Source organism: Hoeflea prorocentri (genome assembly GCF_027944115.1).
GTDB lineage: Bacteria > Pseudomonadota > Alphaproteobacteria > Rhizobiales > Rhizobiaceae > Hoeflea_A > Hoeflea_A prorocentri.
Map to the genome: position 1 here is coordinate 2630414 of NZ_JAPJZI010000001.1, position 18325 is coordinate 2648738.

General features: G+C 59.6%; 12 protein-coding genes. 8 read left to right on the plus strand and 4 right to left on the minus strand.

Annotated features, from left to right (window positions below; translation table 11 throughout):
- Position 1: 1 nt before the first annotated feature.
- The gene (locus OQ273_RS12320) at positions 2–5122 is read right to left on the minus strand and encodes an autotransporter outer membrane beta-barrel domain-containing protein (protein WP_267990798.1); all 5121 of its coding nucleotides are present in this window, start codon (positions 5120–5122) and stop codon (positions 2–4) included.
- A 665-nt stretch (positions 5123–5787) separates the two neighbouring features.
- On the opposite strand from OQ273_RS12320, the gene OQ273_RS12325 reads away from it, so the two are divergent.
- On the plus strand, positions 5788–6819 hold the full coding sequence (locus OQ273_RS12325) for a helix-turn-helix domain-containing protein (RefSeq protein WP_267990799.1): 1032 nt from the start codon (positions 5788–5790) through the stop codon (positions 6817–6819).
- A 17-nt stretch (positions 6820–6836) separates the two neighbouring features.
- Here OQ273_RS12325 and OQ273_RS12330 read toward each other — a convergent pair whose 3' ends face one another.
- The gene (locus tag OQ273_RS12330) at positions 6837–7775 is read right to left on the minus strand and encodes a sugar-binding transcriptional regulator (RefSeq protein ID WP_267990800.1); all 939 of its coding nucleotides are present in this window, start codon (positions 7773–7775) and stop codon (positions 6837–6839) included.
- Between the two features lie 89 nt (positions 7776–7864).
- On the opposite strand from OQ273_RS12330, the gene OQ273_RS12335 reads away from it, so the two are divergent.
- The 4 genes from OQ273_RS12335 (at position 7865) to OQ273_RS12350 (ending at position 12536) form a co-directional block, all read left to right on the plus strand.
- Positions 7865–8905 (plus strand): 2-hydroxyacid dehydrogenase, encoded by a 1041-nt coding sequence (locus OQ273_RS12335; RefSeq protein ID WP_267990801.1) that lies wholly within the window; start codon positions 7865–7867, stop codon positions 8903–8905.
- The gene (locus OQ273_RS12340; RefSeq protein ID WP_267990802.1) at positions 8899–10482 is read left to right on the plus strand and encodes an FGGY family carbohydrate kinase; all 1584 of its coding nucleotides are present in this window, start codon (positions 8899–8901) and stop codon (positions 10480–10482) included. Before OQ273_RS12335 ends, OQ273_RS12340 begins: the two co-directional genes overlap by 7 nt.
- Before the next feature lie 22 nt (positions 10483–10504).
- Positions 10505–11773 (plus strand): class II aldolase/adducin family protein, encoded by a 1269-nt coding sequence (locus OQ273_RS12345; RefSeq protein WP_267990803.1) that lies wholly within the window; start codon positions 10505–10507, stop codon positions 11771–11773.
- Positions 11774–11924: 151 nt separating this feature from the next.
- Positions 11925–12536: a L,D-transpeptidase gene (locus OQ273_RS12350; RefSeq protein WP_267990804.1), complete on the plus strand. Its 612-nt coding sequence runs from the start codon at positions 11925–11927 to the stop codon at positions 12534–12536.
- Here OQ273_RS12350 and OQ273_RS12355 read toward each other — a convergent pair.
- Complete coding sequence (locus OQ273_RS12355; protein WP_267990805.1) at positions 12533–14134, minus strand: helicase HerA-like C-terminal domain-containing protein; 1602 nt, start codon at positions 14132–14134, stop codon at positions 12533–12535. The genes OQ273_RS12350 and OQ273_RS12355 overlap by 4 nt on opposite strands.
- A gap of 178 nt (positions 14135–14312) precedes the next feature.
- Here OQ273_RS12355 and OQ273_RS12360 point away from each other — a divergent pair, with 178 nt between their 5' ends.
- A complete protein-coding gene (locus tag OQ273_RS12360) occupies positions 14313–14684 on the plus strand; it encodes a VOC family protein (RefSeq protein ID WP_267990806.1) in 372 nt (123 codons plus the stop codon).
- 117 nt (positions 14685–14801) lie between these two features.
- Positions 14802–16175 (plus strand): TIGR03808 family TAT-translocated repetitive protein, encoded by a 1374-nt coding sequence (locus OQ273_RS12365; RefSeq protein WP_267990807.1) that lies wholly within the window; start codon positions 14802–14804, stop codon positions 16173–16175.
- A 107-nt stretch (positions 16176–16282) separates the two neighbouring features.
- On the opposite strand, the gene OQ273_RS12370 is transcribed toward OQ273_RS12365, so the two are convergent.
- Positions 16283–17287, minus strand: a complete 1005-nt coding sequence (locus OQ273_RS12370) for an asparaginase (protein ID WP_267990808.1) — start codon at positions 17285–17287, stop codon at positions 16283–16285.
- Between the two features lie 230 nt (positions 17288–17517).
- Between OQ273_RS12370 and OQ273_RS12375 the strand changes: the two genes are divergently transcribed.
- Complete coding sequence (locus OQ273_RS12375) at positions 17518–18291, plus strand: invasion associated locus B family protein (protein ID WP_267990809.1); 774 nt, start codon at positions 17518–17520, stop codon at positions 18289–18291.
- Positions 18292–18325: the final 34 nt, after the last annotated feature.

An 18325-nucleotide genomic window follows, 5' to 3' on the forward strand; every position in this document is an offset into this window, starting at 1 on the left:
CTCAGAACTTCATTTTGAGCCCGACGCCGCCGCCATAGTTCTGGACATCTGATGAGAAGAGCGCATCGACACCCGCCTCGAAGGTGAAGCGGTCGTTGATCTGCGCTTCGATATTGACCCCGAGATTGGCGAAGTAACGCTCGGCCTCGTCGATCAGCGTGAACTGAGGGCCGCCAACCGCAAACTGCGCCGTTGTCGAACTGGTCACATCGCCCGCAAAAGCAAGGAAGCCGGCATGGAATGTCGCCTTGGCAGCCATGCCGCCAAGCTGGAAGTTCGAGGTCACATCAACCGACGGGTTGAAGCTGAACAACGTGTTCTCGATCGTGCCGATATGAAGCTGGTAATCCCCCGCCCCCGTCTCGCTGAACGCGCCCTGGCGGATATGGGTGACACCGGCCCCGAAGGACGGCTTGACAGTTACTCTGTCATTCACCGCAAAGGCATGGGCCAGACGCATATGACCTGAGCCCCAGGCAAGGTTCGGCTTGGCCGTTGCCGCCGCCCAGCCGCTTGTGTGATAGGCATAGCGGGTAAAGTCATACTGACTGTAACCACCCGAGATCGATCCCGACAGTTCCGTTGCGCCGAACGTGCGGGTCAGCATCACACCTGTCTGGATACGGTAGCCGTCGGAGTTGAAGGTGGTGTTGGACTGGCTGATGTTTTCAAAGCCGAGGGCGAAGCCCAGCATCCAGTCGGTTGCGATCTCGGAACGGACACCGGCAGCCATGGCAAAGGCGTTTTCATCATAGTCGATGGAGTTGGTGCTGCGGTCTCTGTTATGAGACGTGCCGCCCATCTGTATCCAGGCGCAGGTGCTGTCCCAATAGTGGGTTGCATGTCCGGAAGGCTTTTGTGCCTCACAGCCGCCCAGCATCTCGCTAAAGCGATAGGAAGAAAACAGCGCCGCATCGGCGGCGACAAAGACATCGCCCGGAGCAAGCCTGTCATAAAGGGCGGCAAGCTCGGAAGCGCTTGCTGCACCCAGCACACTGGTGGCGATGGATTCGATGAAGGCAAAGGAGGAACCGGAGGCGGCCGCAGCCGGCGCAACCGAAGCAGAAGCAACGGACGGCACCGCAAGCGCTGTCGTCGTTGTGCTGGTGCTGCTTTCAAGCTCATCAATGCGCGCGGCAATCAATTCCTCGATGAGATCGTGGATCGTCTGCTGATTGGCCGACAGGAGCGACTCGACGGCGGAATAATCCACGGCATAATCCAACACGACCTCGCCACCGCTTTCAACAGACAGCGAGTAGTCAATGATGGCACCATCGGAGACCGTCAAATTGTCGATGGAGATGTTGCTCGGCCCGCCGGCATACATGATGCCGATGCTATCCGCATCGCCGGAGACCTTGAGGTTGGTGCCCGTCAGGTTAACTTCCACCGTTCCCGACGGGGTCTGTTGGGTCGTCCTTGTGTTAAAGGTGAGGTAGTCGGAATCCGAAGCCGTCTCAGGTCCACCCATCTGGACATCGAACAGGAAAGTTCCGGATGTCGTGGTCGTCAGGCCTTTGAAGGTGGTGGAGATTATATTGTCCTGACCACCAAACGATATCGTGCCGGCATTGTCCAACTGACCGCTATCACCAAGATCGACCGAAGAACCCGGTTCGAACAGACCACCACTCATATTGTTGAACGTGTTGGTGCTGCTGTCGGACAGGGCCAAATTACCGGTTATGGTTCCGTAGTTGTTGATCGTGTTGTTCAATGCCGCGGAATTGACAAGTTGGGCATCGCCACTGTTGCCCGAGAGCGTTCCGTAATTGCCGATCGTCAGCATATCAGCGCCGAGAACGGTAATCGGTTCATTGGCCGACGTGTCCGTCGTCGAAAGGCTGACGCCACTGGCGATATTAACGGCTACAGTGCCGGCGGCAGTGCCACCGGCGCTCTGAGCGACGACACCCCATCCCTCGGTGCCGGAAGACGAGACATCTGCGTTGATATTGATGGTGACATCACCACCATTGCCGCTTGAACCGCCGACGCTCTGAGCAAAGATCGCGGCGGAATAGTCACCGGAAACGCTTAGTGTGTCTTGTGTGGTGACAGTCACTGCGCCGCCATCGCCGGCGTCGCCGGCGCTGCCGACAAGCCTCGTCGCTGTGCCTCCGCCACTGAAACCAACAGCCCCGCCGCCGCCACCGATCGACTGCGCCCAGATTCCGTGTGCACTTTCTCCTGTTGTGGTGATGAGGCGGGAGGTAATCTGCACCTCGCCGCCATCACCTCCGGTGCCGGCATCCGAACCGCCCAATACACCGACACCAAAGTTCGCGGCATCAAAATCGGAGCCAAGCGCAAAGGCGATATCGCCCGCCGCGCCGCCGCCGCCGCCGATCGACTGTGCAAAGATGCCGATGGCGCCCTTGCCGCCGGTGGTCACACTGCCTGTGCCCTGAATTTGCACAAGTGCGCCCGGGTCGCCGCCGCTGCCAAGACCGCCGACGGTGACGTCGGTTAAGGTATCGCCGAAGCCAATACCGCCCGCGCCGCCACCGCCACCGATCGACTGAGCAAGGATCCCCATCGCATGCTCAGCGGTCGTCTCGATCTGGCCGTTATTGGTTATGGATACTTCCGCCGTTGCGCCTTTTGCACCGCCACGTCCGCCGATCTCCATGGTGAAATCAACCGATGAGATATCACCCAGACCGGACGACCAGCCGGCATATCCGCCGCCGCCGCCGATCGATTGGGCCAGGATGCCGGCAGCACCGGTTCCGCTCGTTGAAATAACTGTATCGGCAACCGTCACAGACACCTCACCGCTCGGGCCGCCCTGCCCGTTATCACCACCGATAGAGGTGCTGAAACTCGCCGAAGTCGGCGTTTCGCCCGATAGCAGGACACTCGCCTCGCCGCCGCCGCCGCCGATTGACTGGGCGAGCACACCGTGGGCATTGAAGCCCTTTGTTGTGATCTGCTCCTGAACGGTGATATCGACCTCTTCTGCCGTATTGCTCGTATTGTTTGCCAAACCGCCGAGCGTGACGCCAACATTGGCGGTTGTTGCCGCCGTGTAGTCGATGATGGCTCCGGAAGATCCGCCGCCGCCGCCGATCGATTGCGCCAGGATGCCGTGGGCAAATTGCCCGGATGTCTCGATGGTGGAGTAGATCCCGCTGGCGGTCACATCGTCGCTGTGTCCGGACGCCCCTCCGGGGGCCTGGCCGACGCCCAAATCTACCGACACGGCCGATCCAATGGACAGGATATTGCTGGCGTCACCGCCGCCGCCGCCGACGGACTGCATCACCAGCCCCCTTGAGCGGTCGCCCGACGTATTGATGTCAACGACGGACGAAGAACTGTTGTGCAGTGTGACTTCGGCCGCGTCGGCGACAGCGCCGTCACTGCTGCCCACTGTCTGCGAAAAGTCAGCGCTCAGAGTCGTTGTGGTGGCGGCGCGCCCACCGCCACCGCCAATGGATTGCATCACGATCCCGTCCGACGCATCGCCCCGGGTTGTAATGCTGGATGCCTTGATCGTCGCCGTCACCACGTTGCCGGATCCGCCGGTTCCGCCGGGCGCGCCGACATTGGTCACACCATCACCGGACTGCACCGAGCCGCCTCCGGCACCAATACTTTGAACCAGGACAGCGATTGCCGAGTCGCCCTGGGTCTCGATCTCAACCCCGTCGTTCAGCGTCAGGGTCGGCTTGTCGGCATCCCCTCCCGCAGAACTATCGGAGCCCAGCGTGGTCACGCTGTCGCTGGTGTTCGCCCAACCGCCACCGCCGCCGATGCTCTGCACGATCAAACCGTCCGCGCCGTCGCCGGCCGTCGTCACATTTGCATTGGCGTCGAGCGTCAGGTCAGCAGTTCCCGCATTGCCTCCGCCTTGATCGCCCGCGCTGAAGGCCGTGGTGCTGACACCGACGCTGGTGTCGAAGCCGCCGATGCTCTGCACAAGAATGCCAACGCTGTCCGTGCCCGCTGTGGTGATCGTGCCGTCATACTCTACAGAAGCAGCCCCGCCGGTTCCGGCATTGAGGTCGCCACCGTTCGAGCCAGGTGAGCCGTCCCCGTTTTCCTTTTCGCCACGCTTGCCACCGGCGGCGCCCAGACTGCGCGCCAGAAGACCGATGGCCCTGTCCGTTGCGGTCGTCACAGTCACATTGGTCAAATCGACGGTCACCGACCCGCCAGTGCCGCCGCCGCCGCCATCACCGCCAACAAGCCCGCCGCTGCTTCCACCGTCACCGCCGGCATCTCCGCCGGCCCCGCCGGCCCCGCCGATCGACTCAACCCAGATGGGGGCAGAAAGACCAGCGCCTATGGCAGTATCAACCTCAAATACGGCGCCATCGCTGAATGACAGGATCAACGAGACCGTGCCGCCGTCACCGCCCGTGCCGCCATCGCCTCCCTGGGCATTCGATCCGCTATTGCCTACCCTGCCTTTGCCTCCTTTTCCGGCATCACCGCCCTGAGAGGACAGAAAGAACAGTGCGCCGTCCGTCGCCTGCATCGCCTTGATGCCGTCGCCGCTCGCCTGAATAGTGATATCGCCGCCGCCGCCGCCATCGCCGCCATCGCCGCCGGTTGCATCCTTCGCCGGTGTGGAGGTCTCGCCGCCATCGCCGCCGGCTCCACCGATCGCTTCAACGGACAGCGTATTGTCGCCCTGAAAGATCCTGGCGTTCTCCAGCGTTACCGTTGCGCCACCACCACTGCCGCCGTCGCCGCCAGCGCCCGCGGTTTTCTTGCCGCCTTCACCGCTGTAGCCCGCGCCGCCCAGAAGATCGATTATCAGAACGTCGCCGCCTGCATTGACGGCACCGTGGGACGAACCGCCATTAAAAGACAAATCCAAAGTCGTCGCATCGGAACCGTTGTCGCCAACTTCATTCGTCCTGCCGGCACCATCAGCGGCCGTTTGAGAGAACCTCATCGACCCCGCATCCTGCGAGAGATTGAAGATGGTGACGTCGGTAATGTCGGTCACATCCAGGTCAACGCCGGACACATCGCCCTGGCAGGAAATTGTACTGCCTGAGGTTGAGCATGATGCGACAGCAGGCACGGTGGCGTAGACAAAAAAGGAGCCGGCAAGCGCCGCAATAGACGCATGCATGCGCGCGTTAAGACTGTCGAACTTCATGTAACACCCCCGCTAGGACACCGCACATTCCTGTCTGTCGAGTTGGAGGCGCACGGGTCACATCCGCATTTCCCGGCTACCCTATCCCCTTGTCCAATTGGCTCTTCGCATCTAGGTTTCGCACCGCCCGACTCCTTATTTATTAGGGGTCAGCGGCTGATTCGTGTCGATGGAGAAATGTCTCGATTTTGCTTGGATATTTGTTGCACAGAGCGGTCTTGCCTCAGTTGGCAGCAAGCAGAAACACAGCAGTACCGGCCCGGCGTTTTGCAATATCTGCAATGACAAGAACAGTAGACACTTGTTTTGCACACAAGCATGCACTTTTAGACTTTGCCAAACGGCAGGCGTTACTTAGAATGCAACTGTCGGCAGTGATTCACCTATGCGGGTACCGCCAGACACTCCGATTGGGGGCGACACGATCCGGCTGGGGAATGTGGGGACAATGAAGCCAAGAACTCGTCCGGTGCGGGCCGATGCGGTATTTCGATCTCCATTGCTTAAAGTTGATATCTTGCCGGACAGAGTCACACGCCGACCGGAACCAGAGGCAATCATCTTCCTGGCAGCAATCAGCAAGTCACAGCGTAAAGAGTGAACCTGGAAGGTATGAACCAAGCATCCTGGATGCGTTGCAGAAAAGAACCTGTTGGACATTTGATATGGAAAACGCAACTTCGCTTCCCTCCCTCCGCCTTGATGCCGAAATGGTCGGTGCCCGACACTGTTACGATGCCTGGCGCGAAACGGTGCGTTGCGTCTACGACGTCAATCCCCTGAACGATGGGACCAGCACGACCGAGCGTCTCGAAGCCTGGCTGCTGGACAATCTGATTTTTTCGGAAACGGCGTTTTCCGAGCAAACGTTCGCGCACAATGCCAGGCATGCGGAGGATTCCAACTATCTGACGCTGCAGATATACAAATCCGGCGGCTCCAAGGGCGTGTTTGGCAATAGGGATTGGCAGATGGAACCCGGTGAGGTTCATATTTACGACTTTTCCCGGGAGTTCCATTCTGTGGCGCAAAACTCAGTGGTTGCCGGCGTGACACTGCCACATTCCGCGATAGGGTACGATCCGGGAAAACACCCGGCTCATATGAGTTACGGCGCCAATTCTCCGATCGGCCAACTACTGAAAAATGCTGTGTTTTTGATGCAAAAACAGGCCCCTGACGTAAAGCCGGATGAGGCGCCCGAGCTGGCACGGGTGTTTTGCGGAATGTTAAGCGGCCTGATCCTGCCGCAAACGGAAGAAAGAGACACCAAAGCGACGAAGAGTCGGGCCGAGCGGCATGCGGACATGCGTGCTTATCTGGAGAGGAATCTTGGCGACCCAACACTTGGCATCGAGCACTTGCTGCGCACCTTTGCCGTATCGCGGCCGGCGATCTATCGCGATTTTGCCGATGTCGGCGGGGTGGCCGCCTATATCAACAAACGCCGGCTCGACCGCGCTTTTCACCAGCTTCTGTCCGCATCAGCAAAAGCTACCCGCGTGAAAGATGTTGCCAATCAGCTTGGCTTCCAGGATCCGGCCTATTTCAGCAGACTGTTTCGCCAACGCTTCGGCATCAGTCCGGTTGGCGCCCTGAATAGCCGGGGCATCTCAACGCCGTACGCTTCACAGGGCGACGCTTCGGACAATCAGTTCGCCGTGCGGGATCTGAGCAACTGGTTCAACACGATCTAGACGCAGCCGAGCAGATTTCAATTCTTCAACAGCCCCTCGGCCGTTGCCGCATCGGAAATCAACTCGGAAAGCAGTCCGGTCTTCAGGACGGCTTTGATCGCCGGAATTTTCGTCTCACCGAACGCCACGGCCGTGTTGCGTTTACCGCGCAGATCGTCGAGCCTGCAGGCCAGCATCCGCTGGCCGACATCACAATCGACCGGCTGACCTCCGGCATCGAGCAAGGTGCCGCACAAATCGGCCACGACGCCCTGCTTTCGCAGCCCGCTGATTTCCTCATCGTTCAGGAGGTTGAAAGCCGACAGAAATGAGCCGTCGTGGAGATGGCCAATGCCGATAAAGGTGCTTCCGGCCTGCCTTATCTTTTGGAAGGCAATCCGGGTGCCGGCCTGCGAAACCAGGACATCGCGATCGGCCTGGCTGTTGGCGAGGATCGGCGCGGCGATCGAATAGCCGGTTCCGCCGGTCCGGTCGGCCAGCCTCCTGATGACATCGGTTGAATGTTCGGTACGGAAAACGGAAAAATCACCGGTCAGACTGACAAATTCCGCAGCCGGAAAACTGACGCGCGGGAACGCAGCGGCCATTGCGGCCAGTGTCCGGCCGGCCCCCAGACCGAATACCACTCCCCTGTTGGCTTCAAGCTGGGCAAGAAGAGACTGCGCGGCCAGGGCAGCGACGCCGTCCGTCACGGATCTGACGTCAGACAGAACCGAAGGCACCAGACGGCAGGTTTCCAGACCGAAGGCACTGACCATGTCACGCTCAAGTTTCACCGTTGAAGCAGGACGCTCGCCGACAAACACGCGCACGGCTCCGCTCTCATGGGCCGCGCGCAGCAGGCGATGGACCGTTGCCTTTGACAGACCGCGCTGTTTGGCGATCTGCGCTTGCGTCAACCCTGCCACATAATGCAGCCAGGCCACGTCCACCGATGCGTCTTCCGGATCGTTCATCAAGGCTCCTCAGCTCAGCGCCCGCCAAAATGGCTTGAAATTTATTTCAGTCAAGATACAAATTTCAAATCGAAGTTGAAGGGGTTCTCATGTCCGATATCACAGACTTGAAGAAAGTGACGATTATCGGGGATCTTTTTATGCGGGCGGATGTTTTTGCAGATGCCTTGCGACAGCTTGACGGGGTCCGCTTCGACATCAGGACTTTCGAAACCGATTGGCCAGACAATCCGTTCGGGCCAGCCTTTGACGGCATCAGGGAATATCAGGGAAGCGCCGAAGCATCGGCTCAGCAGATCGACGATGCCGATATCTGCATCACGCATCTTGCGCCGATCTCCCGCAGCGTCTTCGAACGCTGTCCCAATTTGCGGTATATCGGCGTGTCACGAGGCGGCCCCGTCAACATTGATCTGAAAGCGGCACGCGACTTTGGCGTTACCGTCGCCAATGCCCCAGGCCGGAATGCCTCCGCGGTTGCCGAATTCACGGTTGGGGCAATCCTTTCCCAGACAAGACTGATTACCCAGGCCCATGTGGATTTGCGGCGTGGCGTTTGGCGCGGCGACCTCTACCGCGCCGACCGGACAGGCCGGGAGCTCTCGCAAATGACGGTTGGACTGATCGGCTATTCCGCCGTCGGACGACGGGTCGCCAGGCTCCTGGCGCCCTTTGGCTGCAGGATCATCTATTGCGATCCCTTCGTAGAGTTGTCGGATGACGACAGGGAGCTTGGGGTCCACAAATGCGATCTGGACGACTTGCTGAGCGATGCCGACATCGTGTCGCTTCATGCAAGGCTGACGCCGCAGACGAGGCGGATGATCGACGGCAAAACACTCAGCGCCATGAAACGGGGCGCCTACCTGATCAACACGGCCCGTGGCGAGCTGCTGGATCAGGCGGCGCTGATCGAGGCGCTTGAATCCGGGCAATTGGCAGGCGCTGCACTCGATACCTATGACCCCGAACCCCCCTTCCCGGACGATCCGCTGCTCAAGCTGACGAACATCACCTTGTCCCCGCACATCGCCGGCGCATCGGCTCTTGTGGCCGAACACACTGCACAGCGCATCGCAGCCGATGTGGGCAATTTCCTTGCTGGCAGGGAGTTGAACAATCCATGTTGAAAAGAGACACACCGGGAAACGACCCTTTGGTTCTCGCCCTTGACGGCGGTACAGGCAGCTGCCGTGCCATCCTCTTTGACCTCAAGGGCCGGGAAGTCGCAGTCGGTCAGCGGGAATGGCACCATCCGACAACGCCCGAGGCACCTGGAGGCATGGATTTCGACACGGCGACCAACGGTGTGCTGTTTGACGAGGTCTGTCGGGAGGTCGTGGCGGATATCGACGGTGCCGCAGAGCGTATCAAGGCCATTTCGACGACATCAATGCGTGAAGGCATGGTGCTGTACGATGACGATGGCGCGGTGCTTTGGGCTTGTCCGAATGTCGACGGGCGCGCCCGTGAACAGGCTGAGGAACTGGCGCAATCCGGGATGGCGGCACGCATATTCGAGACCGCCGGCGACTGGGTCTCCCTGACGTCATCCTCGCGGTTTCTCTGGATCCGGCAAAACCAGCCTGAGCTCTTCGATCGCACAAAGGTCTTCGGCCTGATCAGCGACTGGATCGCAACACGCCTGACGGGCGAATACACAACGGAGCCAAGCGCCGGCTCATCATCGGCGCTCTTTGATCTGAAGAAACGAAGCTGGTCAACCGAGCTGATTTCAGACCTCGGCCTTGATCCGGCTATTTGCCCGCGTGTCGTGGAGTCCGGCGAAATCTGCGGTGAGGTTACCGCCGAGGCTGCCGCACGAACCGGCCTTGAGGCGGGCACTCCGGTTTACGCGGGCGGCGGCGATACGCAACTCGCGCTCGTCGGCCTTGCTCAAAAACCAGGAGATGCGACACTGGTCGCCGGGTCCTTTTGGCAGATGACCGCCATAACAAACCAGCCTGTGATCGATCCCAAGCGGCGCGCCCGGACGCTCTGCCACGCCCGTCCGGGCCAATGGATGATTGAGGGGATCGGTTTTTTCACCGGCTTCAGCCTGCGTTGGTTCCGCGATGCCTTTTGCGAACTGGAAGATCGCGAGGCATCGGAAACAGGACGATCGGTTTTTGAAATCATGGAGGAAAAGGCCGGTCAGGTTCCACCGGGATGCAATGGCCTTCACGCCGTTTTCTCCTCGGTCATGCAGTCCGATAGCTGGAGCCATCCCCCACCGAGCTTTGTGGGCTTCGATGTCAATAATGCAGGTGGAAGCAACCGTGTTGCCTGTATCCGCGCTTTGATGGAAAGCGGCGCATTTGTCAGCGATTTGCATCGGGCGATCGTTTCGGAATGCACCGGGCGTGACTATCAGCGGATCATGATGACCGGCGGCAGTGCTCAGGGACAGGTATGGCCGCAAATCATTGCCGATGCGTTCAATGCGCCTGTGGATATATCAACGGTCAAGGAAACGACGGCGCTCGGCGCCGCCATTCTGGCCGCCCAGGGAGCGGGCCTCATCGCTGACGCAACCGAGATGGCCAGCGGGATCGAGCGAACGCACGAACCCGACCCGGATGCGCATTCCGTCCTTCGCGAAAAGCACGCAGAGTGGCAATCGCTGGATGCTGAGATGGTCAGTCTTGCGCTTCGGGGCCTCGCTGAACCCATGTGGCGGGCACCGGGCGGATTACCCCGGTCATGACCTCAGACGGAAGGAAGGTGCGATGAAAAGTCTTTGGCGGGACGATGAGGCGAACGGAATTCGGAGCAAGGCGGGCCCTGATGCCGCCGACAAGGCCGTGGCCGAGAGGGTCTATACTTCGCGCCTCCTTGGCAGCGAGCCCGACCTGGTTCTCCATGGCGGCGGCAACACGTCGGTCAAGGTCGAACGACAATGGCCGGATGGAACCAGGCGCCGGACGCTCCACGTCAAGGGCAGTGGCTGGGACCTGGCGACGATCGAGGCGCCGGGCCTTCCGGCGGTCGACCTGGCGCCACTTATTGAGGCCCGATACTCAGGCGGCATGAGTGATCCTCAGATGGTGGCGCTCCTTCGCGCAAGTCTTCTCGACGGCAATGCACCCAACCCTTCGGTCGAAACCTTGCTTCACGCCTTCATTCCCAAACGGTTCGTTGATCATACGCACTCGCTGCCGATCCTCGTTTTGGCAAACCAGCCTGACGCGGAGGCAATCTGCAATGCGCTTTTCGGCGACGAGGTGGCCTATGTGCCTTACGTGATGCCGGGATTTGATTTGTCGATCGCGGCCGCGGACATCGTCGACAAAAGCCCGGGATGCAAAGGCCTGTTCTTAAAGAACCATGGCCTTTTCACCTTTTCGGACGATGCGGAGGAAGCCTACCGGCTGACAATCGAATACACGACACGGGCCGAGGATCATCTGGCGGAACGCAGCGCCGTCCTGCCTGCGCCTATGCCGAATGCCGGAGGCGAGGATGATGATTTCACTGAAAGGCTGAAGCTGGCACTGGCCGAGGTCTTTGCGGACTTGCCGGAGTTCAAGACGGACTATCGGAACGATGTAAATATTCGCGTCTATACAAGTAGTGACGACCTGGACGATCTGTCACGCCGCGGTACGGTCACACCAGACCATGTCATTCGCATCAAGCCGTTCCCGCTGATTTGCGAACACGATGACACCGTGGATGTGTTGAAAAGCAGAATGGAAGCCTTCGCCCGGGACTACGAGGCTTATTTCAACCGGCATGCAGCATCGGCCGCGGAACCGAAAACCATGCTTTCCAGCGCGCCCAAAGCGGTCCTCATCAGACATGGCGGGCTTTACGGGGTCGACACGTCAGAAAAAGGCGCCGCCATTGTCGCCGATCTCATGGTGCAAACGGCACGCGCCGTCATGGCCAGCGAGCGCTATGGCCGATTCCAGCCGATTGCAGAGGACGATCTGTTCGACATGGAATACTGGACACTTGAGCAGGCCAAACTGATGAAATCGCAGAGCGCGGCCTGAGGACAGTGTAAAGCAACAGGGCCTGTCGTACTGCAACCAGAATCAGCTATGATTCAGGTGTTGTAACGGGATCGCGCTGTTGGCAGAGACTATCCAGAGCACAAAAACCGGCAGATTAACGCGGCGAGGATTTCTTCTGGGTGCCTGCGCGATGACGGCCGGTTGTATAGACCGCCAGTCGCCCGAAGGGTTTGCCATGCAGACCGCACCATCACGTCAGCTCAACTACCCGATCGAGCCCTATGACAAGATGTATGCCGGCTTTAACGAAAGCGGTTTCTACGTTCCGGGCGTTCCCTACAAACAGCTTGATCCGGGTGATCTGCGCCAGATCGTCCACGATCCGACCCTTGACCCGGTCGGCACCGTTGTCATTGATCCCAAGCGCCATCACCTCTATCTGATCCTGGAAGACCGCAGGGCCGTCCGCTACGGGATCGCCCTGGGCCCGGAGTTTCCAGCCGCCGGGCAAAGCTTCAAGGTCGGATCGCGCGAATCCTGGCCAGTGTTCTATGCTGCGGGTAAAAAGAAAGCTGACGGCAAACCGGCCAAGGATCAGCCCCCCGGCCCCGGCAACCCCTATGGCGCACGGGCGCTTTATCTAACCCAAAGCGGCGGTGCGGCAGGCATCGTCATCCACGGCACGTCCAACTGGCGGGAAATTGGCAAGACGGCCTCCACCGGCAGCATCGCGATGCTCAATCAGGACATCATCGATCTCGACCGGCGTGCAAACCCCGGGGCCGAGGTCAAACTCCTCTAAAGCCCTTTCTTGAGACTTCCCAAAATGCCGCGCACCAGGGCCCGTCCAAGTTGAGTGGCAACAGTTCGCGCAGCCGATTTCATCGCCGCTTCGGCAACGGTTTGGCGGCGTGAGCTTCTTCGCCGACGGGTCGGCTTGCGGCGGCGCGATGAGCGTTTGCGTCCGCGATCATCGTAATCATCGTCGTCATCATCATCATCGCCAAAGCCGGGCAAGGTCCAGCGGCGGCTTTCCTGCAACTCTTCCTCGTCGTCCTCTTCCTTGCGGCGCTGTTCCTCTTCCGCTTTGGCCGCATCGTCGGCGCGCTTTTTGAGGATTTCGAAAGCTGAATCGCGGTCCAGGTCCTCATCATAAAGGCCGGCCACCGGGCTGTGGCTCATCGCGTCGCGACGCTCGCCATCCGTCAAAGGTCCAAGCCGTGACGATGGCGGGCGGATAAGCGTGCGCTGGACGACGGTCGGAACACCCTTGGCCTCAAGCGTCGAGACCAGCGCCTCGCCGACGCCGAGCTGGGTGATCGCCTCGAAACAATCGAATTCAGGATTGGGCCGGAAGGTCTCGGCCGCCGTCTTGACTGCTTTTTGCTCACGCGGCGTATAGGCGCGCAGCGCATGCTGGATACGGTTGCCAAGCTGCGAAAGCACGGTTTCCGGCACATCCAGCGGATTTTGTGTCACGAAGTATACGCCCACGCCCTTAGACCGGATCAGCCGCACAACCTGTTCGACGCGTTCGATGAGGATTTTCGGCGCTTCATCGAAAAGCAGATGCGCCTCATCGAAGAAGAACACCAAGCGCGGCTTGTCGGGATCGCCCACTTCGGGCAGCTCTTCGAACAGCTCCGAAAGAAGCCACAAGAGGAATGTGCCGTAGAGGCGCGGGTTCATCATCAGCTTGTCGGCAGCCAGAACGCTGATCGCACCGCGGCCGTCCGGCGTCGTGCGCATCATGTCGCTGATCTTGAGCGCGGGCTCGCCGAAGAACTGCTCGGCGCCTTGCTGCTCAAGCACCAGAAGGTCACGCTGGATCGCGCCGATCGACTGTTTCGAGATGTTTCCGTATATCCCGGTCAGTTCCTTGCTGTGCTCGGACATGTATTTGAGCATGGCCTGCAGATCCTTCATATCAAGGAGTGCAAGGCCGTTTTCATCGGCGATCTTGAAGGCGATGTTGAGCACGCCTTCCTGGGCATCCGTCATATCCATCAGGCGGGCAAGCAGCAGCGGTCCCATCTCTGTGAGCGTCGTGCGGACACGGTGCCCTCTCTCGCCGAACAGATCCCAGAAAATGACCGGGAACTCCTGAAACTCGTAAGGGTCCAGGCCGATCGTTTTGGCGCGCTTTTCAAGGAAATCCTTGTATTCGCCAATGGCCGCAATACCGGACAGGTCACCTTTCACATCGGCGCAGAAGACCGGCACGCCGGCATTTGAAAAAGCTTCCGCCAAAATCTGTAGCGTCACCGTCTTGCCCGTGCCGGTCGCGCCGGTGATCAGGCCGTGTCTGTTGGCATAGCCCAGATCGAGATATTCGCCCTGGTTTATGGAATCGTCCGGCTTGCGGCTGGTTCCCAGATAGAGTTTGCCGTCCTGAAGCATTGGTGACCTGTTTTTTAGATTTCGACCCGTCATTTATAGGCACGCCATGGCTGACGGACAATTGCCCATATGGTGTGATAACCTATTATTTCGGCGGATATACAGGCCTGGCCCGCAATAGCCGCAGTATTGCCATCACTATAAACCGTGGTGAGGCTGAAGCACGGAGGGAAGCGATATGGAAAAGGTGCTTGGAATAGGTGGCGTGTTTTTCCGTGCGAGAGATCCTGCTTCCCTGGCACGCTGGTACGAGGAACACCTCGGAATAAACCCGGTCCCCGACAGCTATGAGGCCGAATGCTGGAGCCAAGAGAGCGGCACCACAGTTTTTGCGCCATTCGACAAGGATACGGAGTATTTCGGGCGCAACGAACAGCAATGGATGATCAATTTCCGGGTCCGTGATCTTGATGCCATGGTCTCACAGCTCGAGGCTGCCGGCATCTCCGTCGAGATCAATGCCGAAATATTCCCGAATGGCCGGTTTGCACGCATACACGACCCGGAAGGCAACCCAATTGAGCTTTGGGAACCTGCGGCGCCGAGTTAGCCGGACACTGAAGTTCTAAACCGCGGTGGCTCGGCCCCGTCAAACTGTCCATGTTCTGTTTACCCCTCCCGGTTACGCTGAGAGCGAATACAAGCACCTGCAGGACATGATGGTGTCATGACAAAAACGACACGCCGCTCATTGCTGATTGGCGCCGGCTCCGCCCTGACGGGCGTCGTGATGCCGGCCGCCGCCCGGGCCCAGGACATGCGCCTTGCGGATTTGCGCGGCTCTCTGGATGCGGTTGACCTCGGCATGCGGCCTGGCGCGGGCGACGATCAAAGCCGTGCACTCAGCGATATCCTCGACCGCGCTTCGACGGAGCGCAAGCCTGTGTTCCTTCCGCCGGGCGCATACGCGGTCTCCAACCTGAACCTTCCTGAGTTCGTGCACCTGTCGGGCGTGCCCGGCGCGACCCGGCTTGTTTACGGCGGCGCCGGTCATCTCATGATGGCGGACAATGCACAGAGTATCCGGCTAAGCGGCATGACCATCGACGGAGCCAATCGCTGGCTCGACGATTACGCGCAGGCCACCATACAGATAAGCCGGACCGGCAGTGTCGTTATTGAAGACTGTGATATTGCCGGCAGTCGAAAACATGCCCTCATGTTCGAGGCCTGTGGCGGATCGGTGATGAACTCTCGCATCTCGGGCGCCGCCCTTGCCGCCATCTACAGCGTCGAAGGCCTCGGGCTGCGCATTGCCGATAACGACATTCTGGACTGTGCCAATGGCGGTATCCTGATCCACCGCTGGACGCCCGGCTATGACGGCAGCCTGGTGACAGGAAACCGTATTGCCCGCATTGCCTCCCAGGCCGGTGGCACGGGGCAGAATGGCAATGGCATCAATGTCTATCGGGCAGACAATGTGCTGATCGCCAACAACACACTCACGGGCTGCGCTTTCTCTGCGATCCGCTCAAACAGCGGGACCGATATCCAGATTGTCGGCAACCAGTGCCACGACAGCGGCGAAACGGCGATCTACTCGGAGTTTTCGTTTCAAGGCGCAGTCATTGCCAACAATCTTGTCGACGGGGCGGCCAACGGCATATCGGTCGCCAACTTCAACGAAGGCGGCAGGCTGGCGACGATCAACGGCAATGTGATCCGCAACCTGTCGACCGAAGGCCCCTATGTGCCCGACGGGTTCGGGTTTGGCTGGGGTATCGGCGTGGAAGCCGATACCGCGGTCACCGGCAATGTTATCGACGAAGCGCCGCGCGCCGGCATCCTGATGGGCTGGGGGCCCTATCTTCGCGGGGTCGCCGCAACGGGGAATGTTGTTCGAAACAGCGCGCTCGGCGTTGCCGTCTCGGTCGTAGACGGCGTTCAGGGAATCCTGATCAATAACAATATCTTTCAAAACACACTGCGCGGAGCAGTTGTCGGGCATCGCTGGAGCGAGCGGGTAACCGGTGACCTCACGCAAGAGGGTGCCGACGCGTTCGACGAGTTGACGGTCAGCGGCAATACGGTGGTATAGGCCGCGCAGTAGCCGCGATCCGGCGATTTCTGGCGAAATACGAGATTAGAGAACAATCTCAACCTATTTAAAACTATACACTTTCACGCCGCAATAACGGCTGCACATCACGACAACGCATTTGTCACAGCAATCGTACCGACTTCGATACGGTTCCAGTTCTTCAGCGTGCGGTTAGCCTGCACAAGGAGTTTTTCGCGCACCATATCGTCGGTATCGAGAAACCGTGCCACCAGCGCCGTTACAACGGCGTCGACAGCACGCTTGGCTCCGTCATCGCATTTGACCGCGATTGATATGCCTTCTTGCGGAAGGACAGCGCAAAAGACGCCCTCGGCCCCGGTTTTGGCGAAGATTCGGCCCGGCAGCGTTTCCATGAGACGTGTGCAGGTGCGTTTGCTTCCGGCGACATAGTAGGGCCGCGCCATACAGGCATCGATCAGCCGGCGTGCCGCCCTGGCGCGGACAGGGCCGAGGCCTTGCCCTGCATTCATCTTGGCAAATCCCGCGGCAAGCGAGGTCAGGGGCACCGCATAGGTTGGTATCGAGCAGCCATCCGTTCCGCAATTGTCGACACCAAAATGATCGCTGGTCAGATCGGCCAGAATTTCCCGGATCATGATCTGAATCGGGTGGTCGTAGTTGACGTAGCCTGTTGGATCGACACCGAGATGGCAGGCGGCGCACACGAAACCGGCATGCTTTCCCGAGCAATTATTATGCAGCTGGCTGGGCTCGGAGCCGGACCTGGCAAGATCAATCATCGCGTCCTGGCTCATCGGCCAATGACAGCCGCATTCAAGCGCACTCTTGTCCTTACCGGTGGCCTTGAGCATATCGGCCGCAAGTGCCGCATGCCTGGGCTCACCGGAGTGGGAGGCGCATGCGAGCGCGAGTTCCCGATCGCCAAATCCGAGCGCATCGGCAGCGCCGCTTTCAACAAGCGCCAGTGCCTGCATCGCTTTGACCGCAGAGCGTGGAAACACAGGCTGATCGACGTTCCCGACAGAAAAGAGCGTTTTTCCATCCGCATCGACGGCAAGGGCTGAACCCCTGTGCCGGCTTTCGACACGCCCTCCCCTGGTGATTTCAACAACAACGGGATTGGTCATCAATTCGCCTCAAACTCTCATTCCATTTCCAATAGCGGGTGTTGTCTTTGCTGACAATCGCGGCTGGATGGGGGTTGTGAAACGGCTTTGGTGCCTGAACCAACGGTTTGTGCGAATGACCGGCCCTTTGGCATGGGAATCGCGTCCGGTGGATGTCTCAAGGCATCGGTAGACAACAGGCCGCGATTGAAGTGTAGTGGCAATTGCCAGTCCAACCCGGAGGAAAACGCATGTCCAGACTGATCGCCCTCTTTGGCGCTGCGGTGCTTTTTTTGAGCCCCGGCCTCGCGGCCGCGCAGCAAGCCGGCCAACCGGTCCCAGCCGCACCCACCATATCCTATGAGTATGTCCAGCAGGCAAGTTCCATGACGTTCGACGGCACGACGCTGACGCTTCGGGGCGTTGCACCGTCCACGATCTTCTTCAGCGACCGGCCCTATCGTACAGCCGGGCAGGTCTCGACTGGCCAGTTTGCCGAGCTCTGGAAGGCGCCCGGCGGGGCGTTTTCAGTCACGCCGCCCAATGCAGCCGTCTCGGTGCTCGGCAATGTCTCGGATGCGCCGGCCATCGTTGAGTTGACCAGCGCGGACATGGACGGTGTAGAACTCAAATACGGTGTGAAGATCATTTCGGGCAAACTGCCTGAGTCGGCTGACAATGTTGCCCTGTTTGTCGACCACGGCCCAAGGCCCTCCTCGGAACGCAATGTCGGCTATTACCCCTATCATCCGGTACCCGGACCCTATTGCTATCACGCACCCCAGGCGCCGGAATGCCATTATCATCCCTACCACCCTTATCACCCCTACTATCCGCCCTATCCCTATCACCCCTACTACTATCCGGGTGCAGCATTCGCGGCCGGAGCAGCGGTGGGCGCGGCAGCAGCAAACGCCAACCAACCGCAAACCTATATCTACCCGATCCCGGCAGGCCCCATCCCGGCGCACTGCTATATCAACAGCGCGCACACGCGGATGATCTGTTCGGTTCCGATCAACTAAGACGCTGTTTGTCAGTCAATGAGGGCCCGCCTGG